15 protein-coding genes are annotated in these 18,726 nt (G+C 72.9%); 8 read left to right on the top strand and 7 right to left on the bottom strand.

What is annotated here, in order from left to right; genetic code table 11:
• The first annotated feature begins 101 nt into the window (after positions 1 to 101).
• Genes AB0K28_RS40735 through AB0K28_RS40720 form a run of 4 tightly spaced genes read left to right on the top strand, consistent with a single transcriptional unit; the run spans position 102 to position 4,978 of the window.
• The gene (locus tag AB0K28_RS40735) at positions 102 to 1,844 is read left to right on the top strand and encodes an ABC transporter ATP-binding protein (RefSeq protein ID WP_364380966.1); all 1,743 of its coding nucleotides are present in this window, start codon (positions 102 to 104) and stop codon (positions 1,842 to 1,844) included.
• A gap of 52 nt (positions 1,845 to 1,896) precedes the next feature.
• Positions 1,897 to 3,762 (top strand): ABC transporter ATP-binding protein, encoded by a 1,866-nt coding sequence (locus tag AB0K28_RS40730; protein WP_364380964.1) that lies wholly within the window; start codon positions 1,897 to 1,899, stop codon positions 3,760 to 3,762.
• Positions 3,759 to 4,595 (top strand): NAD-dependent protein deacetylase, encoded by an 837-nt coding sequence (locus tag AB0K28_RS40725; protein ID WP_364380961.1) that lies wholly within the window; start codon positions 3,759 to 3,761, stop codon positions 4,593 to 4,595. Before AB0K28_RS40730 ends, AB0K28_RS40725 begins: the two co-directional genes overlap by 4 nt.
• Positions 4,596 to 4,600: 5 nt before the next feature.
• Entirely contained in the window at positions 4,601 to 4,978 is a 378-nt protein-coding gene (locus AB0K28_RS40720) for a YchJ family metal-binding protein (protein ID WP_364380958.1), read from the top strand.
• Positions 4,979 to 5,023: 45 nt separating this feature from the next.
• Here the strand turns inward: AB0K28_RS40720 and AB0K28_RS40715 are convergent, their stop codons facing one another.
• Genes AB0K28_RS40715 through AB0K28_RS40700 form a run of 4 tightly spaced genes read right to left on the bottom strand, consistent with a single transcriptional unit; the run spans position 5,024 to position 9,094 of the window.
• Positions 5,024 to 6,019: a LacI family DNA-binding transcriptional regulator gene (locus AB0K28_RS40715; RefSeq protein ID WP_364380955.1), complete on the bottom strand. Its 996-nt coding sequence runs from the start codon at positions 6,017 to 6,019 to the stop codon at positions 5,024 to 5,026.
• Positions 6,016 to 6,882 carry a carbohydrate ABC transporter permease gene (locus AB0K28_RS40710; protein WP_364380952.1) on the bottom strand — a complete coding sequence of 289 codons (867 nt, stop codon included), beginning with the start codon at positions 6,880 to 6,882 and terminating at the stop codon, positions 6,016 to 6,018. The genes AB0K28_RS40715 and AB0K28_RS40710 overlap by 4 nt, the downstream gene beginning before the upstream one ends.
• Positions 6,882 to 7,766 carry a sugar ABC transporter permease gene (locus AB0K28_RS40705; RefSeq protein ID WP_364380949.1) on the bottom strand — a complete coding sequence of 295 codons (885 nt, stop codon included), beginning with the start codon at positions 7,764 to 7,766 and terminating at the stop codon, positions 6,882 to 6,884. Before AB0K28_RS40705 ends, AB0K28_RS40710 begins: the two co-directional genes overlap by 1 nt.
• 11 nt (positions 7,767 to 7,777) lie before the next feature.
• Entirely contained in the window at positions 7,778 to 9,094 is a 1,317-nt protein-coding gene (locus AB0K28_RS40700; RefSeq protein WP_364380946.1) for an extracellular solute-binding protein, read from the bottom strand.
• A 179-nt stretch (positions 9,095 to 9,273) separates the two neighbouring features.
• On the opposite strand from AB0K28_RS40700, the gene AB0K28_RS40695 reads away from it, so the two are divergent.
• The 4 genes from AB0K28_RS40695 (at position 9,274) to AB0K28_RS40680 (ending at position 14,045) form a co-directional block, all read left to right on the top strand.
• Positions 9,274 to 11,292: a beta-galactosidase gene (locus tag AB0K28_RS40695; RefSeq protein ID WP_364380943.1), complete on the top strand. Its 2,019-nt coding sequence runs from the start codon at positions 9,274 to 9,276 to the stop codon at positions 11,290 to 11,292.
• Positions 11,293 to 11,302: 10 nt separating this feature from the next.
• On the top strand, positions 11,303 to 12,409 hold the full coding sequence (locus AB0K28_RS40690) for an arabinogalactan endo-1,4-beta-galactosidase (RefSeq protein ID WP_364380940.1): 1,107 nt from the start codon (positions 11,303 to 11,305) through the stop codon (positions 12,407 to 12,409).
• A gap of 63 nt (positions 12,410 to 12,472) precedes the next feature.
• Positions 12,473 to 13,108: a nitroreductase family protein gene (locus tag AB0K28_RS40685; RefSeq protein WP_364380937.1), complete on the top strand. Its 636-nt coding sequence runs from the start codon at positions 12,473 to 12,475 to the stop codon at positions 13,106 to 13,108.
• A 79-nt stretch (positions 13,109 to 13,187) separates the two neighbouring features.
• A complete protein-coding gene (locus tag AB0K28_RS40680) occupies positions 13,188 to 14,045 on the top strand; it encodes an SAM-dependent methyltransferase (protein WP_364380934.1) in 858 nt (285 codons plus the stop codon).
• A gap of 39 nt (positions 14,046 to 14,084) precedes the next feature.
• Here the strand turns inward: AB0K28_RS40680 and AB0K28_RS40675 are convergent, their stop codons facing one another.
• The 3 genes from AB0K28_RS40675 to AB0K28_RS40665 are packed head-to-tail and all read right to left on the bottom strand — an operon-like array spanning position 14,085 to position 18,537.
• Complete coding sequence (locus tag AB0K28_RS40675) at positions 14,085 to 15,479, bottom strand: GH1 family beta-glucosidase (RefSeq protein WP_345386010.1); 1,395 nt, start codon at positions 15,477 to 15,479, stop codon at positions 14,085 to 14,087.
• Between the two features lie 41 nt (positions 15,480 to 15,520).
• Positions 15,521 to 17,515 carry a beta-galactosidase gene (locus AB0K28_RS40670; protein WP_364380931.1) on the bottom strand — a complete coding sequence of 665 codons (1,995 nt, stop codon included), beginning with the start codon at positions 17,513 to 17,515 and terminating at the stop codon, positions 15,521 to 15,523.
• Positions 17,512 to 18,537: a LacI family DNA-binding transcriptional regulator gene (locus AB0K28_RS40665; protein WP_364380928.1), complete on the bottom strand. Its 1,026-nt coding sequence runs from the start codon at positions 18,535 to 18,537 to the stop codon at positions 17,512 to 17,514. The genes AB0K28_RS40670 and AB0K28_RS40665 overlap by 4 nt, the downstream gene beginning before the upstream one ends.
• Between the last annotated feature and the right edge of the window lie 189 nt (positions 18,538 to 18,726).

Genomic DNA, 18,726 nt, shown 5'->3' with positions numbered 1-18,726 from the left:
CCGGGCGTTGACCGCCCGTCGAAGGAGGAGGCCCACGATGCGCGAAGCGTCCGTGATCCCTCAGCTCACCGAATCCTCCGACGCAAAGGGCATGACGCTTCTTGACTCCCTCCACACCCGGGAATCTCTCACCTGACACCTCTTCCGTCCTCCGCCTGCTCCTGCCGTCCTGGCGGGCCGCGCCCGCGCTGATCGGCGCGGTGTCCGCCGCGACCGCGCTGCCGCTGGCGGCGCCGCAGGTCACCCGGTGGTTCGTCGATGACGCGATGGGCGGCGCGAGCATCCGCCACCTCACGCTGATCGCCGCCGGCTACCTCGTGCTCGCCGTCGCCGGACAGGCGGCGCGCACCGTCACCGCGTGGCTGGCGGGCCGGCTCGCCTGGGACGGCTCCAACCGCCTGCGCGAACGCCTCACCGGTCACGCGCTCCACCTCGACCTGGCCTTCCACGGCCGGCACACGCCCGGCGAGCTGATCGAGCGGGTCGACGGCGACGTGGTGGCCGTCGCCGACTTCGTCGTCGCGTTCCTGCTCGACGTCGTGGCCGGCGTGCTGCTGCTGGCCGGCGTGGTCGTCGCCGTGCTCCTCGTGGACTGGCGGATCGGGCTGGCGCTGCTGGCGTACTGCCTGGTCATCGGGTACGGCATGGCGCGCGCCCAGCGGCTGGCCGTGCCGTCGGCGGCCAGGTCGCGGGCCGCGAGCGCCGCGCTGTTCGGCGCGCTCGAAGAGCGGCTGGCCGGGGCAGAGGACCTGCGGGCCAACGGCGCCGGCGCGCACACCGTACGCCGCTTCCACCAGGTCAGCGCGGCGCTGTTCCGCGCCGAGCACCGCGACGCCCGCATCGGCACCGTGCTGCTCGCGGGCACCTCCGTGGCCTTCGCCGCGGGAACCGCGATCATGCTGGGGCTGGCCGCGTGGACCATGCGGTCGGGGGCGCTCACGGTCGGCACCGCCGTGCTGCTCCTGCAGTACACGATGATGGTGCGGGCGCCGTTCGAGCGGCTGATCGACCAGATCAGGCAGTATCAGGCGGCGCTGGCAGGGGTGGCCCGCATCGCGGGGCTGCTGGCCGAGCGGCCGGCGCTCACGCCCGGCACCCGGCCGCTGCCTCCCACAGGGCCGCTCGGGCTCGACCTCGACGGCGTCGGTTTCACCTACCCCGGTGACGACGAGCAGGTGCTGTCGGGGGTGCGGCTGCGCCTGGCGCCCGGCGAGACGCTCGGGCTGGTCGGGCGGACCGGCAGCGGCAAGACCACCCTGGCCAGGCTGGTGCTGCGGCTGCACGATCCCGTGCAGGGGGCCGTCCGGGTGGGCGGTGTCGATCTGCGCGAGGCCGAGCCGCACTCCTTGCGGCGCAGGGCCGGCGTGGTGACGCAGGACGTGCAGCTGTTCCGGGCCAGCGTGCGCGACAACCTCACCCTGTTCCGGCCGTCGCCTGGCGACGAGCGGCTGCTGGAGGTGCTCGGAGAGGTCGGGCTCGGCGCGTGGGCGGCCTCCCTGTCCGGCGGGCTCGACGCCGAGCTGCCCGAGCTGTCGGCGGGGGAGGCGCAGCTGCTCGCGTTCGCCCGCGTGTTCCTGGCCGACCCCGGGCTGGTCGTGCTGGACGAGGCGTCCAGCCGGCTCGACCCGGCCACCGAGCGGCGGGCCGAGGCGGCCGTCGCGCGGCTCCTGGAGGGCAGGACCGGGGTGATCATCGCGCACCGGCTGTCGTCGCTGGCCCGCGTGGACACGATCGCGGTGCTCGACCGGGGCAAGATCGTCGAGTACGGCCCCCGCGCCCACCTGGCCGCCGACCCGCACAGTCGCTTCGGCCACCTCCTCGACCTGGCGGGGGTGAGCCGATGAGGCGCGACACGGCGATGGCCGCCCGGCCGTGCGATCGGGCGGGGGTGAGCCGGTGAAGCCCGTGACGGTGGTGGCCACGCGGCTGGCCACGTTCGACTTCCGGCGGTTCCTGGTCGGGGCGCTGCTGTGGCTTCCGGTGCATGTGATCCCGCTGGGCGGCGGGCTCGTCCTGCAGCGCGTGTTCGACGAGATCAGCGGGCAGCGGGCGGCCGGGCTGGACAGCGTGCTGTGGTGGTGTGCGGCGTTCGTGGGCGTCGAGGTCGTGCGGGGCGTGATGATCGTCGTCGCGTGGACGTACGGCGTCTACTGGTGGGCGGCGGCGGCCTCGCTGCTGCGCTCGAACGTGCTGCGCTCCCTGCTGACCGCGCGCGGGCCCGCCGCCGCCCGGCTGCCGCACTCCTCCGGCGAGGCCGTGGCCCGCATGCGGGACGACGTGGCCGACGCCGTGGACTTCACCGACGAGAGCGTCAGCCTGTTCGGCACCGCGGTGTTCGCCGCCGTGGCGCTGCCGATCCTGGCCTCCGTCGATCCGCTGATCACGCTGGTGCTCGTCGTCCCGATGATCGCGGCGGGCGTGCTGAGCAGGACCATGCGGCAGGTGGTCGCCCGGCTGCACGGGCGGGCCAGGCGGCTCGGCGCGACCGTGACGGCGTACGTGGGGGAGGTGTTCGGCGGTGTGCTCGCCATCAAGACGGCGGGAGCCGAGGCGGCGGTGCTCGACCGGCTGCGCGCCCACAACCGGCGGCGCCGCGACGCCGCGGTCAAGGACCGGCTGGCGACCGACCTGCTGGGCGCCGCCACCACCGCGTCCGTCGAGCTCGGCACCGGCCTGGTGCTGCTGCTCGCCGCGCCCGCCATGCGCGGCGGCGACTTCACCGTGGGCGACCTCGCGCTGTTCACCACCTACATCGGCTGGCTCACCGCGTTCCCGAGGTCGATCGGCGTGTTCCTCTCCCGGCTGCCGCAGGCCGCGGTCGCCACGGAGCGGCTGACCAGGCTCATGGCGCCGCACGAGGACGCCGCCGATCTGGTGCGCGGCTCCGGGGTGTGGCTGCGCGGCGACCCGCCGCCCGCGCCGCAGCCGCCGCCGCACGACGACCGGCTGCGGGTGCTGGAGGCGCGCGGACTGACCGTGCGCGGCGTGCTGCACGACGTCGAGCTGCGCGTCGAGCGCGGCTCCTTCACCGTCGTCACCGGAGCGGTCGGCGCGGGCAAGACCACCCTGGTACGCGCCCTGCTCGGTCTCCTGCGGGCCGACGCGGGCGAGATCGCCTGGAACGGCGTCCCCATCCGCGACCCGGGCACGTTCCTCGTCCCAGGCCGGGTCGCGTACGCGGGCCAGGTACCCCGCCTGTTCTCCGAGACCCTGCGCGAGAACCTGCTGCTCGGCCGCGCCGCCGGCGACGAGGACGCGCGGCGGGCCCTGGAGCTGGCCGTCTTCGACCGGGACCTGGCCGAGCTGACCCGCGGCCTCGACACGGTCGTCGGGCCGCGCGGCACCCGGCTGTCGGGCGGGCAGGCCCAGCGCGTCACCGCCGCCCGCGCCCTCGTCCGCGACCCCGACCTGCTGGTGGTGGACGACCTGTCGTCCGCGCTCGACGTCGAGACCGAGCGGCTGCTGTGGGAGCGGATCGCCGGGCGCGGCCCGGAGACCGTGCTGGTCGTCTCGCACCGGCAGGCCGCGCTCGAACGCGCCGACCAGGTGATCGTCCTCGACCGGGGCCGCGTCGCCGGGCGGGGGCGGCTGGCCGACCTGCTGGAGAGCTGCCCGGAGATGCGCCGGCTGTGGCACGCCGAGCTGGTCGCCGAGGCGGAGGAACGCGCGGACCTCGGCTTCGCCGAGGGCGGGGAACGCGCGGACCTCGGCGAGGCCCGGCGGGACGAAGAGCGTGGAACGGAAGGCACCATAGAAGGGTGATATCGAGCACCACGAAGGTGGCGGAGCTGGCCGGGCTCGTCGCCCGGGGCGGGGTGGCCGTGCTCAGCGGGGCCGGGCTGTCCACCGAGTCCGGCATCCCCGACTACCGGGGTCCGACAGGGCGGTCCAGGCGGGCCGAGCCGATGACGTACCAGAAGTTCGTCGGCAGCGCGCAGGCCCGGCAGCGCTACTGGGCGCGCAGCCACGTCGGGTGGCGGCACATCGGCGCGGCCCGCCCCAACGCGGGGCACCGCGCGGTCGCCGCGCTGGAGCGGCGCGGCCTGCTGGCCGGCATCGTCACCCAGAACGTCGACGGCCTGCACCAGGCGGCGGGCGCCCGCCAGGTGATCGAGCTGCACGGTGGGCTCGACCGCGTGGTCTGCCTGTCGTGCCGCGAGCGCACCCCGCGCGCCGAGCTGGAGCGCCGGCTGCGGGAGGCGAACCCCGGCTGGGACGAGGCGGGCGCCGCGATCAACCCCGACGGCGACGCGGTGCTCACCGACGCGCAGATCGCCGGGTTCAACCTGGTCGACTGCACGGGGTGCGGCGGGGTGCTCAAGCCGGACGTGGTGTTCTTCGGCGAGAACGTGCCGAGGCCGCGGGTGGACGAGTGCTTCGCCGTGGTGGGCGGCGCGCGGGCGCTGCTCGTGCTCGGGTCGTCGCTGGCCATCAAGTCGGGGCTGCGCTTCGTCACCAGGGCGGCGGAGCTCGGCATCCCCATCGCCATCGTCAACCAGGGCCCGACCGGCGGTGACGGCGACGCCTCGCTCACGCTTGACGCGCCGCTCGGGCCGGCGTTGACCGACCTCACCGCCCTGCTCGGGGCAGAATAGGGGCCATGCCTCCTCGTACGTGTCTCTGCGGCCTGCCCGCCTCCTACCAGGACTGCTGCGGCAGGCTGCACCGGGGTGAGGCGGCGGCCGCCACCGCCGAGCAGCTCATGCGCTCCCGCTTCAGCGCCTTCGGCGTGGGCGACGAGGCTTACCTGCTGCGCACCTGGCACCCGTCCGACCGGCCGCAGCGCGCCGGCATCGACCGGCGGGTCAAGTGGGTGCGGCTGGAGGTGCTGGAGACCACCGGCGGCAGCGTCGTGCACACCGAGGGCACCGTCCGCTTCCGCGCCCACTACCTGGAGCGGGGGCGGCCGGGCGAGATGGAGGAGCACAGCCGCTTCGTCCGCCTGGACGGCCGCTGGGTCTACGCCGGCGTCGTCTGACCAGCGAACGCTTCCGGCTCCCGGTGGCGCGGGTGCCGTTCGTCCCTATGCGGACTCGCGGATGACCAGCTCGGTGGGGAGGACCACCGGGTCGACGTGGCCGGCGCCGTCGATGAGGGCCAGCAGCAGGCGGAGCGTCTCCTGGGCCATCTCCGCCAGCGGCTGGCGGATGGTGGTCAGCGGCGGGTGCGTCGAGAGGGCCACCGAGGAGTCGTCGAAGCCGCCCACCGCGACGTCGTCGGGCACCCGGCGGCCGGCCGCGCGCAGCGCCGCGAGCGCGCCCGCCGCCATCAGGTCGGAGGCCACGAACACGGCGTCGATGTCGGGGGCGCGCTCCAGCAGCTCGGTCATGGCCCGCTCGCCGCTGGCCTGGGTCCAGTCGCCGTGGGCGATGAGCCGCTTGGTGGCCTTGCGGCCGAGCACGTCGGCGAAGCCTTCGAGCCGCTGGATGCCGCCCGGCGTGTCCATCGGCCCGGTGATCATGGCGATGCGCCTGCGGCCGAGGCCGACGAAGTATTCGGTCATCTGTCGGGCGCCGAGCCGGTCGTCGGCGGCGGCGTACGGGATGACGGTCTCGCGCCCGATGACCGGCCCGCACGAGACGGCGGGCGGGCCGGTGCGCAAAGCGTCGAGCAGCGGGTCGCCGGCGTGCGTCGAGACGAGCAGCACCCCGTCGGCGTGGCCGCCGCGCACGTAGCGGACCACCCGCTCGCGGTCACCCTCGTCGCCGGCCAGCATCATCACCAGCGACAGGTCGCGCTCGGCCAGCATGCGGATGGCGACCCTGATGAGCGTGCTGTAGTTGGGGTCCTCGAACAGCTTCTCGTGGGGCTCCGACAGCACCATGACGACCGACCCCGTACGCTGCGTGACCAGGCTGCGGGCGGCACGGTTGACGACGTAGCCGGTCTCGGAGATGGCCCGTTCGATGGCCACGCGCGCCGCCGGGCTCACGTATCTGTCCCCGTTGAGCAGGCGGGAGACCGTGCCGCGGGAGACTCCCGCGGCGGCGGCGACGTCGTGGATCGTAGGGCGTTTCATTTCACGGCTCCGGAGGACAGGTCGGTCTTCCAGTATCGCTGCATGGTGAGGAAGAGCGCGATCAGCGGCAGGATCGACAGGAACGCGCCCGTGAGGATCAGGTTGTAGAGGGCGGGCTGGTTGGCGCCGGCCGCGAGCAGCGTGTAGAGGCCCACCGTGAGCGGGAACTTGCCGTCGTCGCCGAGCATGATGAACGGCAGCAGGAAGTTGTTCCAGATCGCCACGAACTGGAACAGGAAGATCGTCACCATGCCGGGCACCATGAGCGGCAGCGCCACCCGCCGCATCAGCAGCCACTCGCCGGCCCCGTCGATGCGGCCGGCCTCCAGCAGCGAGTCGGGCACGGACGCGGTGGCGTAGACGCGGGCCAGGTAGATGCCGTACGGGTTGAGTATCTGCGGCAGCAGCACCGCCCAGTGGCTGTCGGCCAGCCCGACCTTGGAGAAGAGCAGATACTGCGGCACCGCCAGCACCACGCTGGGCACGAGGATGCCGCCGATCAGCAGGTTGAAGATGAGGGCCCGGCCGGGGAAGCGGTATTTCGCCAGCGCGTACCCGGAGACGGCCGACACGGCGGTGGACAGCAGCGCGCCGCCGCCCGCGTAGAGCAGCGTGTTGGCGGCCCACAGCCAGAACACGCCGTCGCGGTAGGCGAACAGCTCGCCCACGTTGTCGAGGAAGCCGGTGCCGAAGGCCAGCGTGGAGGTGCTGAACAGCTCGCCGGGCGACTTGGTGGCCGCGATCAGCACCCACACCACGGGGAAGAGGCAGTAGAGCGCGCCGATCAGCAGCAGCGCCGTCGGGACCAGCCCCGCCGTGCGGCCGGTGCGCGGGCGGCGGTGCGAGACGGTGAGCGGAGCCATCAGCCCTCCCCGAAGGCGCGGTCGCGGACCACCCGCAGGAACCCGAAGGACAGCACGAGCGCGATCGCCGCGATGACGATCGAGGTGGCGGCGGCCGAGTACAGGTCGCCGGTGACGAACGCGTCGCGGTAGACCTTCATCAGCGGGCTCCACGTGGAGCTGATGGTGTTGGTCAGCGGGCGCAGCGCGGTGGGCTCGGTGAACACCTGGACGGTCGCGATGATCGAGAACACCGTGGTCAGGATGATCGCCGGGGTCAGCATCGGGATCTTCACCCGGATCGCGATCTGCAGCTCGGACGCGCCGTCGAGGCGGGCGGCCTCGTACAGGTCGCGGGGGATGGCGCGCAGCGTGGTGTAGAGGGCCAGCATGTTGAAGCCGGTGCCGCCCCACACCGCCACGTTCGCCATCGAGTACGTCACGGTCGTGGCGCTCAGGAAGTCCACGTCGAGGACGTCGCGGATCGGGCTGAGCGAGGGCAGGTAGAGGAAGCCCCACAGCAGCGTCGCGGCCACGCCGGGCACCGCGTACGGCAGGAAGATCGCGATGCGGGAGAAGCGGGCGAGCCGCACCCGCGCCGAGTCGAGCAGCAGCGCGAACAGCAGCGCCAGCCCCAGCATCACGACCAGCACCAGCGTGCCGTAGCCGAGCACGCGCAGCCACCCGGCCCACAGCTCGGCGTCGGCGAGGGCGGCGGCGAAGTTCTCGAGCCCGACGTACACCTCCCTGCGCGCCCCCTTGCCCAGCCCGAGCCCTGACACGCGGGTCCTGTGCAGGGCCAGGTAGACGGTGTAGCCGATGGGCACCGCGAGGAACAGCGTGAACAGCACCATCGCGGGGGCCAGGAACAGGTACGGCCACGGCCCTTGCTCGGGCCGCCTCATGGAAGGGCGAGTCATGACGCGAGCTGGAAGCCGGCCTTGCGCATGTCGGCGACCGTGGCCTCCTGCATGCCGCGTACGGCGTCGGCGAACGGGGTGCCGTTCTGCAGCGCCTTGCCGAAGCCGTCCCTGAACGCGTTGTACGCCACGCCCACGTTCGGCCCGAAGGTGAACCCGCGCGCCCCGGCGGAGACGGCGGCGGCCTGCTGCCAGAAGTCGGGCTGGTTGGAGAAGTAGCCGGGGGCCGCACCCAGCGCCGACTGGGCCTTGGTGGCGGCCGGGTAGATGGCGGCCTCCTTGACCAGCAGGTCGATGGCCTTGGGGTCGGTGTTGAGCCAGGTGGCGAAGCGGGCGGCGGCCGCCTTGTTCGGCGACTTGGCCGCCACGGCGGTGGACGAGCCGCCCCAGAAGCCGCTGAAGCTCTCGCCGGCGTTCCACTGCGGCAGCGGCGCGACGGCCCACTTGCCCTTGCCCTTGGGCGCGTTGCTGGACAGCACGCCGGGCGCCCACACGGCCGACGGCCAGGTGAGCAGCCTGCCGTCGTTGAGCGCCTTGTTCCATTCGGGGGTGAAGTACGGCATGTCGTCGATGACGCCTTCCTTCACCAGGCCGCCCCAGTAGTCGGCGACCTTGGTGGTGGCCTCGTCGGCGATGTTCACCTTCCATGACTCGCCGCTGATCGACCACCACTGCGCGCCCGCCTGCTGCGCCAGACCTGTGAACGCTCCCGGATCGTTGCTGGAGAACGTGCCGAGGTAAGCCTTGGAGTCCTTCTTCCTGACCGTGCGGGCCGCCTCGCCGTACTTCTGCCAGGTCTTCGGGACCTCGATGCCGTACTTGTCGAAGAGATCCTTGCGGTAGAAGAGCATCATCGGGCCGCTGTCCTGCGGGATGCCGTAGACCGCGTCGGTGCCGAGCGTCACCAGGCCCCACAGCCCGTCGGTGAACTCGCCCTTGATCGACGCCGTCTCCGCCTTGAGGTCGGCCACCGCGTCGGCGGCGATGAACGACGGCAGGTGCTGGTACTCGGCCTGCACCACGTCCGGCGGGTTGCCGGCCTTGGCCGCCGTGAGGAACTTGGCCGCCGCGTCGTCGCCGCCCGCCTGCTTGCTGACCGTCACCTGGATGTCCGGGTTGGCGGCGTTCCAGACCTCGACGATCTTGTCCATGTTGGGGGCCCAGGTCCAGTACGTGAGCTTGACGGGCCCCTGGACGGCGGTCGCCTGGCTCTGCGCCGCCTCGGGCGCTTCGGCGGGCTCGCCGGACGCGCAGCTCGCGAGTGTGGCCGTGAGTGCGACGGCCAGGGCTGCTCCAAGGCGGTGGGCGCGCATGCGTACCTCCAGAGGGTTCTGTGAACGTGCACAGAGTGGAACAGCCCGGAAATAGGCGTCAAGAGGTCGTTACGTTCTCGTTGCGTGCCTGGAAAAATTGGGCGCAGAGGTGACTGTTCTTCCCCGGGGCACGTCGGCTTTACTGTGCACGTTCACACAAAAGTCTGCGGGGGGAACGGATGTATCCGGAGCGTCCAGCCGGGATCGCCTTTGGCGGCGACTACAACCCGGAGCAGTGGCCGCGCGAAGTGCTGGAGGAGGACGTGGCGCTCATGCGCGAGGCCGGGGTCACCCTGGTCAGCCTGGGCATGTTCTCGTGGGCGCTGATGGAGCCCGAGGAGGGGCGCTTCACGTTCGGCCGGCTCGACGAGATCATCGACCGGCTGCACGCGGCCGGCGTGGCGGTCGATCTGGCCACCCCGACCGCCGCGCCGCCCGCCTGGTTCGTCGCCCGCCACCCCGACGTGCTGCCGGTGAGCAGGGAGGGCGTGCGGATCGGGTTCGGCGGGCGGCAGAGCGCCTGCTCCAGCGCCCCGGCTTTCCGCGCGGCCACCGCCCGGCTGGTGCGCGCGCTGGGCGAGCACTACCGCGACCACCCTGCCGTGGTCATGTGGCACGTGCACAACGAGTACGGCGCCCCGCTCGGCGAGTGCTACTGCGCGCACAGCGTGGCCGCCTGGCGGGAGTGGCTGCGGCACACCTACCTCGACCTCGCCACGCTCAACGACGCCTGGGGCACCACGTTCTGGGGCCAGACCTACACCGACTGGTCGCAGATCGACGCGCCGCGCGCCAACCACACGGCGGTCAACCCGGCCCAGCGCCTCGACTACGCCCGCTTCAGCGACGGCGAGCACCGCGCGCACTACGCGCTGCAGCGCGACATCCTGCGCGAGCTGACCCCGCACCTGCCGGTCACCACGAACTTCGCCGGCACCGTCAACTGCAAGTCCACCGACCTGTGGCAGTGGGCCCGCGAGCTCGACGTCGTCGCCAACGACCACTATCTGCAGGCCGAGCGGCCCGACAACCACATCGACCTCGCCATGTCGGCCGACCTCGCCCGGTCCGTGGCGGGCGGCGCGCCGTGGATGCTCATGGAGCACTCGGCGGGCGCGGTCAACTGGCAGCCGCGCAACCTCGCCAAGCGGCCCGGCGAGATGCGCCGCAACAGCCTCGCGCACGTCGCGCGCGGCTCCGACAGCGTGCTGTTCTTCCAGTTCAGGGCCTCGCGGTTCGGGGCCGAGAAGTTCCACTCCGGGATGGTGCCGCACGCCGGGACCGACTCCGAGCAGTGGCGCGAGGTGGTGCGGCTGGGCGCCGACCTGCGGCGGCTGGCCGGGGTGCGGGGGAGCCGGGTGCGGGCCGAGGTGGCGCTGGTGTGGGACTGGGAGTCGTACTGGGCGCTGGAGCTGGACTGGCGGCCGTCGGTCGACCTGGGGTTCAGAGAGCGGATGGACGCCTTCTACGAGGTGTTGTGGCGGGAGCACGTCACGGTGGACTTCGTCCACCCTTCCGCCGATATTTCGGGATATCGGGTGGTGGTGGCGCCCAGCTCGTACCTGCTGACCGAAGCCTCCGCCAAGAACCTCCACCGGTACGTGGAGTCCGGCGGGAACCTGCTCGTGTCGTACTTCTCCGGCATCGTGGACGAGCACGACACCATCCACCCCGGCGCCCACCCCGGCGCGCTGCGCGAGCTGCTCGGCCTGTCGATCGAGGAGTTCCACCCGCTGCGCGAGCACGAGACGGTCACCCTCATCGACGGCTCCATCGACGGTCCTGCCGAGGAGGAGGCACGCGTCTGGTCGGAGCGGGTGCGCCTGGCGGGGGCCAGGGCCGTGCGGCGCTTCGGCGCGGGGCCCGACGCGGGCCACCCCGCCTTCACCCGTCACGACCTCGGCGCCGGCACCGCCTGGTACCTCGCGACGGCCCCCGTCACCGGCCTGCCCGGCCTGCTCGGCCAGGTGCTCGACCACGCCGGGGTGACCCGGCCGCGCGGCCTGCCCGACACGCTCGAACGCGTGCGCAGGGGCCGCCACCTGTTCCTCATCAACCACGGCGACCGGCCCGTGACGGTCGAGGGGGTGAGCGGCGTGAGCGTGTTCGACGGCGTACGGCACGACGGGCCGGTCACCGTCGCGGCCGGGGCCGTCACGGTCATCGAAGAGACCCAGGAAACAACCCCCCACCCCTAGGGAGACCGTCATGAGACGCATCCTCACCGCACTGCTGTTACTCGGCGCCCTCGTCGTCGCCCAGCCCGCGCACGCCGCGAAGGGTCCGGGAGGACTGGCGATCAGGGGCGCGGACGTCTCCAGCCTGGCCAAGTCGGAGGCGCTCGGCGGCGTCTACCGCGACGCGAGCGGGCGGGCCGGCGACGCGCTGCGCATCCTCGCGCGGGGCGGGCTCAACTCCATCCGGCTGAAGGTCTGGGTGAACCCGGCCGACGGCTACAACACCAAGACGCAGGTGCTCGCCGTCGCCAGGCGCGCCAAGGCGCTCGGCATGAGCCTGCTCGTCGACTTCCACTACTCCGACAGCTGGGCGGACCCCGGCAAGCAGGTCAAGCCCGCCGCCTGGCAGTCGCTGTCGTTCGAGCAGCTGAAGCAGGCGGTGTACGCCCACACCTACGACGTGCTCGACGCCCTGCGCCGCCAGGGCACCACGGCCGACCTGGTGCAGGTCGGCAACGAGATCAACGGCGGCCTGCTGTGGCCCGACGGCTCCAACTCCACCTGGCCGAACACCGCCGCCCTGCTGAACGCCGGCTACGACGCCGTCAAGGCCGTCTCGGGGAGCACGAAGGTCGTGCTGCACCTGGCCGACGGCGGCGACAACGGCCTCTACCGCTGGTGGTTCGACAACGCCGGCGCGCACGGCATCCGGTACGACGTGATCGGGCTGTCGTACTACGCCTACTGGCACGGCACGCTGGACGCCTTCAGGGCCAACATCAACGACGTCGCCACCCGGTACGGCAAGCCGGTGCTGGTCGTCGAGACCGCGTACCCGTTCACGACGGCCGACGCCGACGGCTGGCCCAACATCATCACCGCCGGCGAGCCGTACCCCGGCTACCGGGCCACGCCGCAGGGCCAGTCGGCGATGCTGGCCAAGGTCGCCGAGATCGTGCGCAACGTCCCGAACGGCCGCGGGCTCGGCCTCTACACCTGGGAGGCCACCTGGACCGGCGTGCGCGGCAACGGCTGGGACCCGGCCGACCCGTCGTCCGGCAACGGCTGGGAGAACCAGGCGCTGTTCGACTACTCGGGCCGCGCGCTCCCGGCCTTGACGGTGCTCGGCCGCGGCTGACCGCACGCGGCCGGGCGGGGCCGGGCGGGGTCCGCGGCGTCCGGGATGGGCATGATGAAGCGCATGACGATCTCAGCAGACGAGCTGCTCACCACGACCCGCAGCGTCCGCAAGCGCCTCGATCTGACCCGCCGGGTCCCGCTCGACCTGGTCAGGGAGTGCCTGGACATCGCGCTCCAGGCGCCCACCGGGAGCAACGCGCAGGGCTGGCACTGGGTGGTGGTCACCGACGAGGACAAGCGCAAGGCCATCGGTGACTACTACGGGCGCTCGTGGCGCCGCTACTACGAGTCGAAGGCGTCGCCCGAGCGGCTGTACGAGAACGACCCGGCCAGGGTCGCCACCCAGCAGCGGGTCTCGGCCAGCGCGGCCTACCTGGCCGAGCACATGGGCGAGGTGCCGGTGCTGGTGCTGGGCTGCCTGACCGTGCCGGCCCTGCCACAGGGGAACCAGGCCGGGCTGTGGGGCTCGCTGCTGCCGGCGGCCTGGAGCTACATGCTGGCCGCCCGCGCCCGGGGGCTGGGCACCGCCTGGACGTCGCTGCACCTGGCGTACGAGGCCGAGATCGCCGAGCTGCTCGGCATCCCGGACGACGTGCGGCAGGGGGTGCTCATCCCGACCGCGTACTACACGGGGGAGACGTTCGGGCGGGCGAAGCGGCAGCCGCTGGACGAGGTGCTACACATCGACCAATGGTGACCATTCACCGCAAACCCGATATTTCCCGGATTGCCGCGCCTTGCCAGGTGCTCCATCTTAGGATCATCGCCATACCCCCTTGACGATCATCCACGAGGAGCCGACAGTGCCCGAGAGCGAGCGGGAAAGCGCGTCCAGCGGGATCGACACGAGCAAGCCCAGCGTCGCCCGCGTCTACGACTACTTTCTCGGCGGCAAGGACAACTACGAGATCGACCGCCAGGTGGCCGCAGCCGCGCTGCAGGTCGCGCCCGACGCGCCGCAGGCGGCGATGGCCAACCGGGAGTTCCTGCGGCGCACCGTGCGCTACCTCGCCGAGGCCGGTCTCCGCCAGTTCCTGGACATCGGCTCCGGCCTGCCCACCCAGGGCAACGTGCACGAGGTGGCCCAGTCGGTGACGCCGGCGGCCCACGTCGTGTACGTCGACCACGACCCCATCGTGCTCGCCCACGGCCGCGCCCTGCTGGCCGTGGACGAGACCACCACGATCGTGGACGCCGACGCCCGCGAGCCGGAGAAGGTGATGGACGACCCGAGGACGCAGGCCCTCATCGACTTCTCCGAGCCGGTCGGGCTGCTGCTCTTCGGCATCCTCCACCACCTCAACGACGAGGAGGACCCCGGAGGCGTCGCCGCCCGCTACATCAGCAGGCTCGCCCCCGGCAGCCACGTGGTGATCTCCCACTTCCACAACCCGGGCGCGGCGCTGCCCGAGGTGTCGGAGCAGGCGAGGAGCGCCGAGAAGATCTTCAACGAGAACCTCGGCACCGGCCGCTGGCGCACCCGGGAGGAGATCCTCGCCTACTTCGAGGGGCTCGAGCTGCTGGAGCCCGGCCTGGTGCCGCTGCCCGAATGGCGCCCGGAGACCGGGGACCACCAGGCGACGCCGGGGATCACGTACCACACCTTCGTCGGCGGCGTGGCACGCAAACCCTGAGCCCGCTGACCCTGAGCCCGCTGACCCTGAGCCCGGACGTCAGCCGACCGGCAGCTTGCCGGAGGTGACCACGTCGCGGTACCAGTGGGCGCTGTCCTTCCAGGTGCGCTCCATCGTCTCGCGGTCCACCCGGACGATGCCGAACCGCTTGGCGTAGCCGTGCGCCCACTCGAAGTTGTCCATGAGCGACCACACGAAGTAGCCGCGCACGTCCGCGCCCTGCGCGATGGCCTCGCTGACCGCCGTCAGGTGGCGGTGCAGGTAGTCGACGCGGTCCTGGTCGCGGACGCGCCCGTCGGGGGAGACCGGGTCGGGGAAGGCCGCGCCGTTCTCCGTGATCATGGTGGGCAGGTCCGGGTAGTCGCGGTGCAGGCGCAGCAGCAGGTCGGTCAGGCCGGTCTCGTCGATGTTCCAGCCCATCTCCGTGTACGGGCCCGGCTGCCGGACGAACTCCACGCTCTCGCAGGCGATCCACGGCGAGGCGGCGCCGTCCTGGTGGCCGTCGGCGGTCTCCTTGGGGCCGCTGCCGTCCCAGTGGCGTACCAGCGTGGGGTTGTAGTAGTTGACGCCGAGCACGTCGAGCGGCTGGCAGGCGGTCGCCTCGTCGCCGTCGCGCACGAACGACCAGTCGGTCACCCCGGCGGTGTCGGCGAGCAGGTCGGCCGGGTAGGCGCCCTCCAGCATCGGGCCGAGGAAGGCCCGGTTGGCCAGCGCGTCCGCGCGGCGCACCGCGTCGGCGTCGGCTTCCGACACGCCGCGCACGTGGTGCAGGTTGAGCGTCACCGACATCTGCGCGTCCTTGGCCGCGGTCGAGCGCAGCGCCTGCACGGCCAGGCCGTGGCCGAGGTTGAGGTGGTGCACGGCGGCCAGCGCGGCGGCCGGCTCGGTGCGCGCGGGGGCGTGCACGCCGGAGGCGTAGCCGAGGTAGGCCGAGCACCACGGCTCGTTCAGCGTGATCCACGTGTGCACGCGGTCGCCGAGCGCCTCGCCCATGAGCCTCGCGTACTCGCCGAAGCGCTCCGCGGTGTCGCGATGCGGCCAGCCGCCCGCGTCCTCCAGCTCCTGCGGCAGGTCCCAGTGGTAGAGGGTGGCGACCGGCGCGATGCCCCTGCTCAGCAGGCCGTCGACGAGCCGCTGGTAGAAGTCGAGCCCGGCGGCGTTGACCGGGCCGGTCCCGCCGGGCTGCACGCGCGGCCAGGAGATGGAGAAGCGGTAGGCGCCGACGCGCAGCGCGGCCAGCAGGTCGAGGTCCTCCTCCAGGCGGTGGTAGTGGTCGCAGGCCACGTCGCCGGTGTCGCCGCCCGCCACCAGGCCGGGCGTGTGGGAGAAGGTGTCCCAGATGGACGGGCCGCGGCCGTCCTCGTTCCAGGCTCCTTCGACCTGGTAGGCGGCGGTGGCGGTGCCCCACACAAAGTTGTCGGGAAAGACGGACATGTCACTCCTTGGGGTGATTAATGGTGGATTCAGGGTGAAAGTCAGGTAGTAATCAGGGCGGCGACCTCGCGCGGCGCCAGCGTGATCGCGCCCTCGGCGGGCGCGCCGGTCAGCAGGTCGTCGGCGCGGCCCGGCAGCTCCACCCGTACGTCCCGCGTCCCGTGGTTGAGCACGAACAGCACCTCGCCGCGGCGCACCGCCTCCACGCCTGGCGGCAGATCGGGCAACTCGCCCGCCACGCCCGCATCGGCCAGCACGCGCTCGGCCAGCGCCCCCAGGGCGGCCTGCTCGGGCATCGTGCCGACGTACCAGGCCAGGCCGTCGCCGTGCCGGTGCCGCGTGATCGCGGGGTGCCCGGCCAGGTCGCCGTCGGCGAACTCGGCCACCACCTCGGCGCCCTCGGCGGCCAGCAACTCGGTCCAGGTGCCGGCGGCGAATCCGTCTTCGCCGCCGCTCCACCGGCACCGTACGGGCCCGCCCACGGGCAGCCACTCCTCGCCGGAGACGCCCAGCACCTCGCGCAGCGGCGCGGGGAAGCGCCCGGTGCGCACGTGCGAGCGCGGGTCCACGATCCCCGAGAACGGCCCCACCACGAGCACCCCGCCGCCTCGCGCGTACGCGTCCAGCCAGGCCGCCTGCTCGTCGCTGACGAGGAACAGGTTCGGCACCACGACCAGCGCGTAGCCGTCCAGGTCCGCGCCGGGCGGCACCACGTCCACGGCGACGCCGCGCTCGAAGAACGGCACGTAGTAGTTCAGGAGCTGCTCGTCGGCGTTGAGCCGGTCGCTGGGCCGCCCGCGATCCTCCAGCGCCCACCAGCTGTCCCAGCCGAACACCATCGCCACCCGCGCCGGCACCTCGGTGCCCGCCACCCGGGAGAGCCCGCGCAGTTCCTGGCCGTGCGCGCGCACGGCGGCGTGCAGCCGCGTCTCAGGACCGGCGTGCGGCACCATCGCCGCGTGGAAGCGCTCGGCGCCGAAGCGGGAGGCCCGCCACTGGAAGTAGCACAGCCCGTCCGCGCCGCGCGCGAGCGCCTGCAGCGACTCCAAGCGGAACTGCCCCGGCGGCTTGGGCAGGTTGTGCGGCCGCCAGTTGACGGCGGTGGTGGCCTGCTCCATCAGCAGCCACGGCCGGCCCTCGGCCAGGCCGCGCATCAGGTCGTGGGTGAGCGCCGTCCGCGCCGGGGTGAGCGGGTCGCCCGGCTCGGGGTAGCAGTCGTTGGCGACCACGTCCTCCTCCGCGGCCCACGCCCAGGCGTCGACCGGCTTGAAGAAGCCCATGAAGTTCGTGGTGACCGGCACCTCGGGGGTGCGGGCGCGCAGCACGTCCCGCTGGGCGCGGAAGTGCGCGAGCAGCTGGTCGTTGCAGAAGCGCCGCCAGTCGAGCCGCTGGCCGGGATTGATGATGTACGGGGCGGTGCGCGGCGGCAGGATCTCCTCCCAGTCGCCGTAGCCCTGGCTCCAGAACGTCGTGCCCCACGCCTCGTTGAGCGTCTCCAGGTCGCCGTGCCGCTCGCGCAGCCAGCGGCGGAACGCGGCGGCCGACTCGTCACAGTGGCAGAACTGGCCGTACTCGTTGCCCACGTGCCACATCGCCAGCGCGGGATGGCCGGCGTAGCGGTCGGCCAGGGCGGTCACGATGTCGAGGGAGCGCTCCCAATAAACGGACGAAGAAGGACAGAACTGGTTCCGCGCGCCGTACCAGAGCGTGGTGCCCGACTCGTCCACCGGCAGCGTCTCCGGCCAGCGGTGGCCCAGCCAGGGCGGCGGCGAGGCCGTCGGCGTGGCCAGGTCAACGGCGATGTCGTGCCCGGCCATCAGGTCGAGCAGCCGGTCCAGCCAGCCGAAGTCGTGCTTGCCCGGCTCCGGCTCCAGCCGCGCCCAGCTGAACACGCCGACCGTGACCAGGTTGACCCCGGCCTCGCGCATCAGCGCGGCGTCCTGTGCCCACACCTCCTCGGGCCACTGCTCGGGGTTGTAGTCCCCGCCGAACAGCAGCCCCCTCTTCTGCGTGAGGGTGTGCATTCCGAGCTTCACGAAGCGGCTCCCGTACGTGGTGGTGCTGAACTGTCGCCGGCCACCAGCCGGCAGGGCACCAGCCGCTGCCGGGGCGGCCCGCCGCTGCCCAACCGGTCGATGAGCATGCGGGCACCCAGCCTGCCCAGCTCCGCGCTGGGCGGTTCGAGCGTGGTCAGCCTGGGGTGGAACATCTGCGCGACCCGCGCGGACGACAGCACGAGCAGCAGGGTCAGATCGTCGGGGACGCGCAGGCCGCGCCGCGCCGCGGCGGCCAGCACCCCGGCCGCCGCGCGGTCGTCCATCACGGCCAGCGCGGTCACGTCGGGGCGGGCGTCGAGCAGGGCGTCCAGCGCTCGCGCGCCCTCCTCGGGCGCGCCCGCGTGGCCGCCGTCCACGTACGCCAGGCCCGCCTCCCGGGCGGCGGCGGCGAGCGCGGCCGAGGCGCGGACGGCGGGGCCGTACCCGGCCGCGAAAGCGGCGGCGGGCAGGTTGACGAAGGCCAGCACCCGGTGGCCGAGCCCGGCCACGTGCGCCACGGCCTGCCGCGCGGTCGCGGTGAAGTCGATGTCGGCGTAGTCGATGCCGCCGGGCTCGCGGGTCCGCCCGATCATCGCGAACGGCACCCCCGCCCGCGTCAGGAACGCCGGCCGCTCGTCGTCGAGCCGCACCTCCATCAGCAGCACGCCGTCCACCAGGCCGAGCCCGGTCAGGTGGCGCAGCTCCTCGATGGGTCCCGCGCTCTCCGGCGAGAGCAGCACGTGGTAGCCCAGCTCCTTGGCCGCCTCGGCGGCGCCGGTGGCGAAGCGCATCTCCGTCGGCCCGAAGCCGCCGATCGGCGCGGGGAACAGCAGCGCGAGGATCCGGGTGCGCTTGCTCTGCAGGCCCCTGGCCAGCAGATTCGGCCGGTAGCCGAGCTCGCGGGCGGCCTGCTCGATGCGCAGCTTCGTGGCCGCCGCCACGGGGCGGGTGCCGTTGAGCGCGGCCGAGACGGTGCTGACGGCCACCTGCGCGCGTGCTGCCACGTCGCGCAACGAGGTCATGGCGCTCCAACGGTCGATGTGAGAAGTCGAAACGTTTCGCAAACCTAAAGTCCGATTTGTGGCGTTGTCAATGGGCAGGATTGCGGGCGCCCGAAAGTCACCGGGGCGGGGGGGGGGGCCGGGGGGGCCCCCCCCCCCCCCGGGGGGGGGGGGGGTGGGGGGGGGTGTAAAGCACGGGCGCCCCGCCGC

The organism is Nonomuraea sp. NPDC049504 (assembly GCF_040676845.1).
Classification (GTDB): Bacteria; Actinomycetota; Actinomycetes; order Streptosporangiales; family Streptosporangiaceae; genus Nonomuraea; species Nonomuraea salmonea.
Note: the sequence above shows the minus strand (reverse complement) of the source record. Positions and strands in the feature narration are given on the sequence as shown.